The organism is Kitasatospora sp. NPDC091257, from assembly GCF_044757675.1.
GTDB lineage: Bacteria > Actinomycetota > Actinomycetes > Streptomycetales > Streptomycetaceae > Kitasatospora > Kitasatospora lactacystinica.
This window is the reverse complement of the sequence record NZ_JBIVVI010000173.1, coordinates 1-10,451: the sequence shown is the minus strand read 5'-3', so window position 1 is coordinate 10,451 and position 10,451 is coordinate 1. Positions and strand designations below refer to the sequence as shown.

14 protein-coding genes and 2 pseudogenes are annotated in these 10,451 nt (G+C 71.0%); 10 read left to right on the top strand and 6 right to left on the bottom strand.

The annotated features are described in order from the left end of the window. Positions 1-383: 383 nt before the first annotated feature. Positions 384-890 (top strand): RICIN domain-containing protein, encoded by a 507-nt coding sequence (locus tag ACIQOV_RS11115; RefSeq protein WP_401047358.1) that lies wholly within the window; start codon positions 384-386, stop codon positions 888-890. A 68-nt stretch (positions 891-958) separates the two neighbouring features. Here the strand turns inward: ACIQOV_RS11115 and ACIQOV_RS11110 are convergent, their stop codons facing one another. Continuing rightward, positions 959-1,201, bottom strand: a complete 243-nt coding sequence (locus tag ACIQOV_RS11110) for a hypothetical protein (protein ID WP_401047355.1) — start codon at positions 1,199-1,201, stop codon at positions 959-961. 356 nt (positions 1,202-1,557) lie between these two features. Between ACIQOV_RS11110 and ACIQOV_RS11105 the strand changes: the two genes are divergently transcribed. Beyond that, the gene (locus tag ACIQOV_RS11105) at positions 1,558-1,947 is read left to right on the top strand and encodes a transposase (protein WP_401047353.1); all 390 of its coding nucleotides are present in this window, start codon (positions 1,558-1,560) and stop codon (positions 1,945-1,947) included. On the opposite strand, the gene ACIQOV_RS11100 is transcribed toward ACIQOV_RS11105, so the two are convergent. The 4 genes from ACIQOV_RS11100 to ACIQOV_RS11085 all read right to left on the bottom strand — a co-directional run bounded on the left by ACIQOV_RS11100 (position 1,850) and on the right by ACIQOV_RS11085 (position 4,514). Next, positions 1,850-2,074, bottom strand: coding sequence for a hypothetical protein (locus tag ACIQOV_RS11100; RefSeq protein WP_401047365.1), 225 nt, complete (start codon positions 2,072-2,074; stop codon positions 1,850-1,852). The genes ACIQOV_RS11105 and ACIQOV_RS11100 overlap by 98 nt on opposite strands. Before the next feature lie 37 nt (positions 2,075-2,111). Then, complete coding sequence (locus ACIQOV_RS11095) at positions 2,112-2,348, bottom strand: hypothetical protein (RefSeq protein WP_401047350.1); 237 nt, start codon at positions 2,346-2,348, stop codon at positions 2,112-2,114. Positions 2,349-2,568: 220 nt separating this feature from the next. Beyond that, on the bottom strand, positions 2,569-3,420 hold the full coding sequence (locus tag ACIQOV_RS11090) for an SDR family oxidoreductase (RefSeq protein WP_401047347.1): 852 nt from the start codon (positions 3,418-3,420) through the stop codon (positions 2,569-2,571). A gap of 212 nt (positions 3,421-3,632) precedes the next feature. Beyond that, positions 3,633-4,514, bottom strand: a complete 882-nt coding sequence (locus ACIQOV_RS11085) for an SDR family oxidoreductase (protein WP_401047345.1) — start codon at positions 4,512-4,514, stop codon at positions 3,633-3,635. Between the two features lie 86 nt (positions 4,515-4,600). Between ACIQOV_RS11085 and ACIQOV_RS11080 the strand changes: the two genes are divergently transcribed. Both ACIQOV_RS11080 and ACIQOV_RS11075 read left to right on the top strand, forming a co-directional pair. After that, positions 4,601-5,179: a TetR/AcrR family transcriptional regulator gene (locus ACIQOV_RS11080; RefSeq protein ID WP_401047343.1), complete on the top strand. Its 579-nt coding sequence runs from the start codon at positions 4,601-4,603 to the stop codon at positions 5,177-5,179. 142 nt (positions 5,180-5,321) lie between these two features. Beyond that, positions 5,322-5,702, top strand: a pseudogene (locus ACIQOV_RS11075) (Tn3 family transposase); the annotation flags it as partial. Positions 5,703-5,744: 42 nt separating this feature from the next. On the opposite strand, the gene ACIQOV_RS11070 reads toward ACIQOV_RS11075, so the two are convergent. Next, the gene (locus ACIQOV_RS11070; RefSeq protein ID WP_401047361.1) at positions 5,745-6,317 is read right to left on the bottom strand and encodes a helix-turn-helix domain-containing protein; all 573 of its coding nucleotides are present in this window, start codon (positions 6,315-6,317) and stop codon (positions 5,745-5,747) included. 191 nt (positions 6,318-6,508) lie between these two features. Here ACIQOV_RS11070 and ACIQOV_RS11065 point away from each other — a divergent pair, with 191 nt between their 5' ends. From ACIQOV_RS11065 to ACIQOV_RS11040, 6 genes and pseudogenes are all read left to right on the top strand, one after another. Beyond that, the gene (locus tag ACIQOV_RS11065) at positions 6,509-7,498 is read left to right on the top strand and encodes an alpha/beta fold hydrolase (RefSeq protein ID WP_401047342.1); all 990 of its coding nucleotides are present in this window, start codon (positions 6,509-6,511) and stop codon (positions 7,496-7,498) included. A 328-nt stretch (positions 7,499-7,826) separates the two neighbouring features. Further along, positions 7,827-8,069 (top strand): hypothetical protein, encoded by a 243-nt coding sequence (locus ACIQOV_RS11060; RefSeq protein WP_401047339.1) that lies wholly within the window; start codon positions 7,827-7,829, stop codon positions 8,067-8,069. Between the two features lie 281 nt (positions 8,070-8,350). Next, on the top strand, positions 8,351-8,566 hold the full coding sequence (locus ACIQOV_RS11055) for a hypothetical protein (RefSeq protein ID WP_401047336.1): 216 nt from the start codon (positions 8,351-8,353) through the stop codon (positions 8,564-8,566). 157 nt (positions 8,567-8,723) lie between these two features. Further along, a pseudogene (locus ACIQOV_RS11050) lies at positions 8,724-8,816 on the top strand (phosphopantetheine-binding protein); the annotation flags it as partial. 281 nt (positions 8,817-9,097) lie between these two features. Continuing rightward, positions 9,098-9,328 (top strand): hypothetical protein, encoded by a 231-nt coding sequence (locus tag ACIQOV_RS11045; protein ID WP_401047364.1) that lies wholly within the window; start codon positions 9,098-9,100, stop codon positions 9,326-9,328. After that, entirely contained in the window at positions 9,247-10,215 is a 969-nt protein-coding gene (locus tag ACIQOV_RS11040) for a thioester reductase domain-containing protein (RefSeq protein WP_401047333.1), read from the top strand. The genes ACIQOV_RS11045 and ACIQOV_RS11040 overlap by 82 nt, the downstream gene beginning before the upstream one ends. Positions 10,216-10,451: the final 236 nt, after the last annotated feature.

Sequence of the window (10,451 nt, the reverse complement as noted above, 5' to 3'; positions counted from 1 at the left end):
CTCCGCCGGCTCGCTCTCCCCGCCTCTCACCCTGATAGACGTCCATCCCGCCGGGGGGGGTTGCAGGTCGGTTCGAAGAAATTTCTCGCGGACTTCGCCCGGAACGAGGGCGTTCAACCAGCGGGCACGACACTGGCACGGCCAGGCCCGCCCGTTCGCCGACCACATCGACGTCCGGACAGCGGCCCTGGTCGCCTACGACAGCGTCCAGCCCACCCACGGCCTCGAGGCTCCGCCCGAGGCGCCCGCCGCGATCGCTGTCGATCTCGGCGGGGTCGACATCCGACACGACTCCCGTGCTTTTCCGCCATTCGCCCACCCCATCGATTCCCCGGCCATCGGCCGGGTAGGCACGGGATGCCACCCACCCATGAGGAGAGCCAATGAGGCTTCGGATCGGTCAGGGAACAGCGGCACTTGTCGCCGGAATCGTGGTCACCACAGGATTCGCGGCCGCACCATCCGCCGACGCCGCTACCGTGCATTCGCTGTCGGCGGGTTCGCGAACCTTCGTCAACGTGAACTCCGGTAAGTGCTTGGAGATCTGGAACGACGCCACCGACAACGGCGCCCGTGCCGGCCAGTGGGACTGCAACGGATCAGCAACCCAGCAATGGCAGGTGTACCTCAACGGTGCCTGGGCCGCCATCGTCAATGTGAACTCGGGCAAGTGCTTGGAGATCTGGGGCGACGCCACCGACAACGGCGCCTTTGCCGGCCAGTGGGACTGCAACGGATCGCCAACCCAGCAGTGGCTCTTGACCTCCACTGGCGAAATCAGCAACAGGAACTCGGGCAAGTGCCTGGAGATCTGGAACGACGCCACCCACAACGGTGCGACCGCAAACCAGTGGCAGTGCAACTGGTCCGCCACGCAGAAGTGGCGCTGAGACGCGATCGCGCGTGGTCGCCCGGTGACCGGAAGCCGGAGGGTTGCCGGTGACGGGGAGCTGGTTGGTCAGTCGCTGATTGCGAGATGCAGGATGGTGACCCAACTGTCGGTGACCAACAACAGGTTGCGCCACCATATGCAGTAGGAGTGCGGACCTCCGACATCGCCGCAGCTTCGGACGGGACCCAGGTGTGCCGCGACGAGGTCGGCGAGGCCATCGGCGAGTTCGCCGGCCTGCCGGATCTCATCGGGCGTGCGGGGGTTGGGCACGAACTCCGTTTTGGGGGGCTGCATGAACCCCTTGGTCACCTGCCGATGGAGAATGTCCCGCCAGGCCGGGGGGAGGCGAGCGGGAGTATCGGTGTTCCCATCTGGTATCCGCTGCCCAGCCGCCGGCGTCGTGGACGGCCTGAGCGAGACCCTGCATCCGGTCAGTACCGGGTGTCATCCCGGTCACGGGAACCACGTGAAGCAGCTCGATGAACGGCTCGTGGTTGCAGTCCTGGAGCAGGTCCAGGAGGGGTTCCGCCGCGGCTGACAGTGCGTCCGGCGCGGCGACCGGGTTGAGCACGGCGGTCCGGGTCCTCTCGTCCGTTGTTGCGGTGCGGCCCCATTGTGCTGGCTGAGCGCGCGTTCGTGCGCGGAGTTTTTGCGGCCGCCCGCGGGTGGAGGTGCCGGAGCTGTCCCCGCTCGTGCGGGGCCGACCGGGCAGATGCATCGGACGCCGCACCGACGTCGCCCAGGTCTTCCCGAACGACGACGCGTTCCTATGGCTGGTCACCGCCGTGCTCGTCGAACTCCACGACGAGTGGATCGCTTCCCCCGCCGCTACATGCCCAAGGGCAGCATGGACCAGCTCTACCCGGCCAAGCTCCCCCGAAGCCCGTTCGCCGAGCGCCTGCCTCCACCGGAGACCGAGGTGGAGGCGTCCAGGCACCGTACGCAGCACGGCCTCATTCAGCATGTGGATGAGCGGCACGATGCCCCACCGGCGCTGTACCGCGTCTGGATCCTTCGCAGGTTGCGCGGCTCGGGCTGGGCCTCGTCCGGGGTGAGCCGGATCGCCCCGGACTTCCGCTCGGCGATGTCCCGCCAGCTCGGCTTGGGCATCCGGTCGTTCAGCAGGGTCAGCTCGGTGGTCATCTGCTCGCGCAGCTCGTCGACGAGGACGGCGGCGTCCATCGGGTGACCGACGGCGTACGGCGGCGGATCCGCTCGGTCAGGTCCGGCTTCCGCCGGCTGCGGCTCTCCATACGCCGTGGCGGATCCATTGCCGGTTGCCCGCACATGCCACGGCCAGACCGACGAGCATGGACAGCATCCACAGCGCGACGCTGGCGGGCGAGTAGATGTAGTACTGCCATCGATTCGGCAGCAGCGTCGGCAGGAGAAGGAGCGCGACCAGTGTCACCCAGGTTGTGAGCACAGTGATCACTGCGCGCGACGCCACATCCACACCGTTTCCTGGTGCCACGTGTCCCCCTGGCCGAGTTCGGAGCGGATCCCGGAGCGGATCCCGCCCATCAAGTTTGAACGTGTTCAATATAGCAGCGCGGCTGCGGGGCGGTCGGCAGCTGGTGCTGCCGACCACTCAACATGGGGGTGCTGGCCGGGGCGGCGGAATCCGGAGTGCCGAGCAGCCGGGCCGCACCGTACGGTTGGTCGGCACGACGGGCTCAGCGGAAGTCGTCGGCGTGGTCGACGGCCCACTGGGCGTAGGTGTGTGCCGGAGCGCCGGTGATCTTTTCGGCGATGACGGAGGTCGCGGCCGCGACGCCGTCGGCGGCGGCCCACTGACTCACGATCGCCTCGGCCACGACCGGATGCATGGTTCTGGCGATTTCCGCGCGGGCCTGCTCGTCGGATATGTGCTCGATCCGGATGTGACGGCCGATGGCCTCGCCGATGTGCTCGACCTGGCGTTGCAGGGACAGGGACTCTGCCCCGTAGACGGTGTAGGCCTGGTGCGAGTGGCCCGGTTCGGTCAGGGCGGTCACCGCCAGCGCCGCGATGTCCTTCTCGTGCACCGGTGCCGACTGTGCGAGCGGACGGGGAAGGCGGACGACGTTGTCGGTGCGGATCGATTCGGCCCACCAGGTGCGGGTGTTGGTCGCGAACGTCCCCGGCCTGAGGAACGTCCAGTCCATGCCGGACCGTTGGACGGCCTGCTCGATCGTGCGGTTCAGGCGGGTGACCGGGTGGTCGGCGTCGGGGTCCAGGGCGACCGACACCGACGAGAGCAGAACCACCTGCCGGATCCCCGCGGCTGCGGCCGCAGCGGCGACCTTCTCGATGTCGTAGGGCTTCCGGGGGTCGAGCATTCCGTACAGGAACACCTTGTCGGCACCGTCGAGCGCTGTGGGGAGGGTCTCGGGACGCTCAAGGTCGGCGACGACTGCTTCGCACCCGGGCGTCGAGCCCGCGGTCGGGGTCCGGCTGACCGCTCTGACCTGCTCACCGGCGGCCAGCAGGCCACCGGCCACATGACGACCGACGTTGCCGCGGGCGCCGAAGACGACTGCCACCATGATGGAACCTCCTGCTTGTTGTGGACATGAGTTGCCGCATCGGCGGGGGTGGTGCGAGAGGTGTCGCTTCCCCGCGGGTGGCGGACCGGCGCCGGCGGCCTGGTCGTCGGCGCCGGTGCGGGGGAACGGGTCGGGAGCCGGTGTGCGCCGACCGCGGGATGCGCGGATGCGCGGATCCGAGATGTCGCTGCGACGGGACGGTCGGTCGCCGATCAGGGCTGGATGTTCTCCAGGTCCTCCAGGAGGCCGGGGTGCCTCGGCTCCCAGCCGAGCGCCTGCCGGGTGCGGGTGCTGGACGAGGGCTGGTCGGCCTTGAAGATCGGGCCGAGCGGGCCGTAGGTCTCCTCCGGCACCGACTCGACCGGCAGGCCCAGCCGTCGGCCGATGACGGCCGCGATGTCCCGTACCCGGTCCCCCTCGTCGGCCACGGCGTGCCAGGCGGTACCGGCCGGCGCCTGCTCCAGGACGAGCCGGAACAGAACGGCCGCGTCGAGCGCGTGGACCGCGGGCCAGCGCTGGGTGCCGTCGCCGGGGTAGCCGGAGATCCCGCTTCGGCGTGCGATGTCGGTCAGCAGACCGGCGAACCCGCCCGTGCCCCCGTTGTGAACCGTGCGCGGCAGGCGTACGGACGTGCTGCGGACCCCGCGCGAGGCCAGGCCCAGGACCGCCGTGACCGTGCGACCGCGGCCGCCGACCGGCCCGTCGGTCGGTACCGGGTCGGCCTCGGTGGAGGCCCGGCCCGGCACCCGGGGCGTACCCGAGACGGTGACCAGGGGGCGGTCGCTGCCGACGAGTTCCTCGCCGAGGGCGGTGAGGGCGGCGGTCTCCTCGGCGACGTTCCGGGCGAGGGCCTCGGGGCTGCTGAAGTCGTTGCCGAAGGCCAGGTGGATCACCCCGTCGGCCCGGGCGGCGCCGGAACGCAGAACGTCGAGATCGGCGAGGTCTCCCCGCAGCGGCTCGGCGTCGGCCATCTCGGCGGCCTGTGCGGAGGCGTCGGAGCGGGCGAGCGCGAGGACGGTGTGGCCGTTGCCGAGGAGTTCGGCGACGACGGCGGAACCGATCAGACCGGTGCCGCCGGTGACGAAGACGCGCATGGAACCCTCCCAGAAGTGATGGGACTCTTGTCCCGTCACCGTAGCAGAGTGATGGGACAAGAGTCCCATCACGTATGCTGAACCCCATGGGTCGATGGGAACCAGGTGCGCGTGAACGCCTCGTCGTGGCCGCGGTCGACCTGTTCACGGAGCAGGGGTACGACGCCACGACGGTCGCGCAGATCGCCGAGCGTGCCGGGGTCACCAAGAGCACCTTCTTCCGGCACTTCCCCGACAAGCGCGAGCTGCTGGTCGCCGGGCAGGAGACGCTGAGCCGGCTGCTGGCCGAGGGGATCGCCGACGCGCCCGGTGACGCCAGCCCGCTCGAGGCGGTCGCCGCCGGTCTCGAACGCGCCTCGACCGCGATGGGCCCCGGGAGTCGCGAGCTCGCCCCCCGCCTGAAGGCCGCCGTCGCCGCCAGCGCCGAGCTGCAAGAGCGCGACACCCTCAAGACCGTCAGCCTCGCGGCCGCGATGACAACCGCCCTGGTCGCCCGCGGCGTACCCGACCCGACCGCGGCCCTCGCGGGCGAGCTGGGCGTCCTCGCCTTCAAACGCGGGTACGCCGAATGGGCCGAGGACGACCGCGGCGCCGAGGACGAGCTCGCCGGATACACCCTCGCGGCCCTGGACGAACTGCGCGCGGCGAGCGCATCGCTGGGCTGACCGGACGAGCACCGTCCAACGCCGGTGCGGTGGAAGAGAGGAGTCCCACCGATATCGAAAGTCCCATGGGTCGGAGTCCAGGAACGACCTCTGGCGGCGACGGGTCCGCCGCCGAGCCGACAGCCTGGCCTTCGGGGAGAATCTCAGCCTCGCCGACGAGCCCGGCTACCGGCGGCAGGTCAAGAGCCAGGCCAACCTCCAGGAGGGCCGCCGCTCCCTCGCCCGGAAGATCCTTCCACGGCAGGCACGGGCGGCTCTACCAGCGCTACCAGGACGGCATGGAGGAGCGGGTCGGGGCGCTGGGGCTGGTCCTCTCCGCCCTCGTGCTGTTCAGCACGCGGTACCTGGACGCCGCGGTGAAGCAGCTGCGGATGGACGGTTTCGACGTCCGTGACGAGGACGTGGCTCGCCTCTCACTGTTCGTGCGGCACCACACCAGCATGCTCGGCCGGTACTCTTCCAGCTCCCCGACCTGCCCGGCGGCCTGCGACCACTGTGTGACCCGGATGCTGCCGAGGCGTGAAGCCGCAGGCACCGTCGCGGGGTCGGGACGCCGTGCTCCGCACTACCGGGCCCAGCGGTCGGGGGTTGGGGTGCGCGGTCGTAGGCGCTCTCCCTGCGGCCCGAACATGATCAGGTATTCGACCGGTCCGCCGGGTCCGGCGTTCGCGACTCCGTGGGCGGTGCGGGTGTCGAACTCGGCCACGTCCCCGGCGCTCAGGACGAGGTCCTGCTCGCCGAGCGCCAGCCACAGCCGCCCGTACAGGACGCACAGCCATTCGTACCCGTCGTGGGAGACCTGCCGCGGCCGCGTCGGCGGCGCGTCGACGGCGGGCAGGACGTGCTTGTGGGCGTGCAGGCCCCCGACGTACCGGGTCAGCGGCAGCACCGTCTTGTCGTTGCCGGAACGCTGCGGCACCGGGGTGCGCGGTCCGGCCGCCGCGGCGGGTGCGGTGCCGGCCAGCTCGTCCAGGGAGACGTCGTACGCCTTCGCTAGCTGCAGCAGCACCTCCAGGGTCGGCTTGCGCCGGCCGGTCTCGATCCGCGACAGCGTGCTCAGCGAGATGCCGGTCGCGCGGCTGACGCCGGTGAGTGTGGCGCCGTGCTGCTCGCGCGCGGTCCGCAACCGGGGACCCATGGCCGCCAGCGTGTCGGCTGTGCCGTCGTCCGTCACCGTCACCGTCACCGTCGCCCCGCTCCCTGCGGCCGTGCTGCCTCCACCGCCCTGTCCTGCCAGTTTGCCACAATGGCAAGGGTGTTCGCGTCGCGCGGCCGCCGCGCCGCATGATCGGTGGGTAACCGCGGCCGCCCGTGAACCGAGGAGAAGCGATGCACCAGCCCGCACCGTCCGCCGACCTGCGCCACCGCACCATCGAGGCACCCGCCGGGCGCCTGCACCTGGTCGAGCAGGGCACCGGACCACTGGTCCTGCTCGTCCACGGCTTCCCCGAGACCTGGTACTCCTGGCGCCGCCAACTCCCGGCCCTCGCCGCGGCGGGACACCGGGCCGTGGCGCTCGACGTGCGCGGCTACGGCCGCTCCTCCAAGCCGACCGCGACGGACGCCTACCGGATGCTCGACCTCGTCGAGGACAACGTCGCCCTGGTGCGCGCCCTGGGCGAGGAGACGGCGGTGGTCGTCGGGCACGACTGGGGCTCCAGCATTGCGGCAGCCTCCGCCCTGCTCCACCCCGAGGTCTTCCGCGCCGTCGGACTGCTGAGCGTCCCCTACGCGCCGCCCGGCGGCCCCCGCCCCACCGACGTCTTCGCGCAGATGGGCGGCGACCAGGAGTTCTACGTCTCGTACTTCCAGGAGCCCGGCCGGGCCGAAGCCGAGATGGAGCCCGACCTCCGGGGCTGGCTCGCGGGCTTCTACGCGGCCATGTCCGCCGACACCATGCCCGCCCGGGGCGAGCCCGACCCGCACTTCGTGACCCGCACCGGCGGCCGGCTGCGCGACCGCTTCCCCGGCGGCAAGCTGCCCGCGTGGCTGACCGAGGACGACCTCGACGTGTACGCCGGGGAGTTCGAGCGCACCGGCATGACCGGGGCCCTCAACCGCTACCGCAACATGGACCGCGACTGGGAGGACCTCGCCCAGTACGGCGGAGCCCCGATCAGGCAGCCGTCCCTGTTCATCGGCGGCGCCCTGGACGCTTCCACGACCTGGATGGCCGACGCCATCGACGCCTACCCGGCCACCCTCCCCGCCCTGACCTCCACCCACATCCTGGACGGCTGCGGGCACTGGATCCAGCAGGAGCGTCCCGAGGACGTCAACCGCCTGCTGACCGCCTGGCTCGCCTCCCTCCAGGGCTGAATCGGCGGCCGACTCCGTGGAACGACCTGTGCAAGAGGCAGCGCACCTCCGCCCCGGAACACCAGCGGGTCCGCAGGCCGGCCGCGGCGCGGGTCGCCGGGTGAGCGCACGTGCCGGCCAGCGCAATGGCGCCTCCTCTCGCCCGTCAGATCACAGGCCACGGCATCAGGCCGTCGGTGCGCACAGGAGGAACCACCATGCCCAGAACGAAGACAACCCTGGTCGGCACGGCCATCGCCGTCGTCGCCGCTCTGACAGCCCTGAGTACCGGCCCGGCGCACAGCGCAACGGGCCGGGCCGGCGACAAGGGGACCACCCGGCAGTCTCGGTGAACAACGGCAGCCCCACCTCGGACCGGACCGCGCCCGCCAAGGTCGCCGGGCCGCCCGCCGATCAAATGCTGAGCGACGCGCCGCCGGACATCCTCTGGTACAACACCAGCACCAACGAGACCCAGATCTGGTTCATGAACGACATGACCATCACCGGCCGAGCTGATGTGCTGGAGGAGAACGGCAGCCCCACCCACGTCGGAGCACCCTGGCAGATCGCCGGCATCGGATACTTCTAGTCTCGATCCTCGACGACGGTTCGTCAGGATGGGCGCATGTCTCGCACCGGTGTGTGGGACCTACGCCGAGTAGACGGGGGCGGTTCCGTGTCACCTGCCGAGGAGCCCCGACCCTCTGCCCCCAGGCGGCGCCGGATCTGCGGACCATCCACGGCTGCCGCCGCCACGGCCATCCAACCTCCTCCTCACAGCGCCGATCCGCCTGTTCGATTTCTGACCTCGGCAAGCACCGCTAGGACCTTTGAACACAGGCACTTACTGCGGACCGGGACGATCCGCCCGTGCCGACGCAGGAGGCCCTCGACCGCGTCGACGGGGACGCCCGGCGCCTCAGGCCGATCCTTCGGGAGTCCCTGAGGAAGCTCGCCACCGAGGCGGGGCTGAACTCCTACGAGGTCCCGCGGGACCTCCTCGTCGAGACCGAGCCGTTCACCCAGGAGAACGGGCTGCTCTCCGGGGTGCGCAAGCCGCTGCGCACCCCGGAGAGCAGCCCGTGACGAAGCGGTACGGCGAGCGTCTCGAAGCGCTGTACACCGAGTTGTCCGACCGCGAGGCCGAGGAGGTCCGGACGCTGCGTCGCACCGGCGCCGACCAGCCGGTACCGGCGACCGTGCTCCGGGCCGCGCAGTCGCTTCTGGGTTGGAGGAGGGTGCCGTGGAGCCCGGCACACGCTTCCTCGAACTCGGCGGTGACAGCCTCACGGCGCTGTCGTTCTCCCGGTTGATGAAGGAGATCTTCCACGTCGACGTCCTCGTCGACGTGATCATCAGCCTGGTCGACTCGCTGCAGCGGGTGGCCGATCACATCGAGCGGGCGCTCGCGGCGGAACACCGTCGTCCCACCGCCGACAGCGTGCACGGCCCGGATGCGACGCGGCTGGACGCGGCCCAGCTGTGGCTGGACGCGTTCCTCGACGCGCGGACCGTCGAGCAGGCCGAGGGGCGCAGGCCGGCCGGTCCGCTGCCCGAGGCCCGGACCGGCCTGCTGACCGGCGCCAACGGCTACCTGGGCCGCTTCCTGTGCCTCGAATGGCTGGAGCGCGCGGCGGCACGCTGCTCTGCGTGGTCCGCGGCTCCTCCGCCGAGGAGGCCCGGGCACGGCTCGACGCGGCCTTCGACAGCGGCGACCCGGAACTCATGGCGCGCTACCGCGAGTCCGCCGCGCCCGGCATCTCCAGGTGGTCGCCGGCGACATCGGGGAACCGCGTCTCGGACTCGACGAGGAGACCTGGCAGCGGCTGGCCGACACCGTGGACCTGATCGTCCACCCGGCGGCACTGGTCAACCATGTCCTGCCCTACGGCCAGCTGTTCGGCCCCAACGTGCTGGGAACGGCCGAACTGATCAGGCTCGCGGTCACGTCCCGGGTCAAGCAGTTCACCTACCTGTCGACGGTCGCCGTCGTGCTCGGGAACGCGGCGGCCGCCGACGAGTCGGCGGACATCCGCACCGCCTGCGGGGCACGCGACCTCGACGGTGATTACGCCGACGGTTACGCGGCCAGCAAATGGGCCGGCGAGGTGCTGCTGCGCGAGGCGCACGAAGCGTTCGGCCTGCCGGTCGCCGTCTTCCGCTCGAACATGATCCTCGCGCACCCGCGCTACCGCGGTCAGCTCAACGTCCCGGACGTCTTCACCCGCCTCGTGCTGAGCCTGCTGGCGACGGGCATCGCACCCGGCAGCTTCTACGCCCGGGGCACCGGCGACGGGCGCGGACACTTCGACGCACTCCCGGTGGACTTCACCGCGCGGGCCGTCACCGCGCTCGGTGACGACGCGCGAGAGGGCTACCGGACCTACAACGTGGTCAACCCGCACGACGACGGCATCTCGCTCGACACGGTCGTCGACTGGCTGATCGCAGCCGGGCATCCCCTGACACGCGTCCAGGACCACGCCGAGCGGACCGAGCACTTCGAGACCGCCCTGCGCGGCCTGCCCGACCGCCAGCGGCAGCATTCGCTGCTCCCGCTGCTGCACGCCTTCGCCGAGCCGGCACCGCCACTCGCCGGATCCGCCCTGCCGGCGGACCGGTTCCGTGCGGCGGTCCGGGCCGCAGCCCTCGACGAGGAGAGCGACATCCCCCGTCTGTCACCGGACCTGATCACCAAGTACGTGGCCGACCTCCGGGCGCACCGCCCGGTATGACACCACCCCGGCGGCTGCGGCGCACGCGAGCTGTCCGCCGCCGGCACCCTCCCCGCCGTCCAGGTAGTACCTCGCCGTGGTGGAGTGGATGGTGGCCAACGGATGCTCCTGCGCGGGGTTCCTCTGGTCGAACTGCACATGCACGGTGTGAAGCCGCGGGGGCTGGAAACGGAGCGTCAGCCACCGCGCCAGTCCCGACCCTACTCAGGCGTCCCGGACGGCGAAGCTCCCGAGGG

Coding starts and splice junctions, on each gene's coding strand:
- ACIQOV_RS11115 (WP_401047358.1), top strand. CDS start 384: ATGAGGCTTCGGATCGGTCAGGGAACAGCGGCACTTGTCGCCGGAATC.
- ACIQOV_RS11100 (WP_401047365.1), bottom strand. CDS start 2,074: ATGGACGCCGCCGTCCTCGTCGACGAGCTGCGCGAGCAGATGACCACC.
- ACIQOV_RS11090 (WP_401047347.1), bottom strand. CDS start 3,420: ATGGTGGCAGTCGTCTTCGGCGCCCGCGGCAACGTCGGTCGTCATGTG.
- ACIQOV_RS11085 (WP_401047345.1), bottom strand. CDS start 4,514: ATGCGCGTCTTCGTCACCGGCGGCACCGGTCTGATCGGTTCCGCCGTC.
- ACIQOV_RS11080 (WP_401047343.1), top strand. CDS start 4,601: ATGGGTCGATGGGAACCAGGTGCGCGTGAACGCCTCGTCGTGGCCGCG.
- ACIQOV_RS11070 (WP_401047361.1), bottom strand. CDS start 6,317: ATGGGTCCCCGGTTGCGGACCGCGCGCGAGCAGCACGGCGCCACACTC.
- ACIQOV_RS11065 (WP_401047342.1), top strand. CDS start 6,509: ATGCACCAGCCCGCACCGTCCGCCGACCTGCGCCACCGCACCATCGAG.
- ACIQOV_RS11045 (WP_401047364.1), top strand. CDS start 9,098: ATGGCTGGAGCGCGCGGCGGCACGCTGCTCTGCGTGGTCCGCGGCTCC.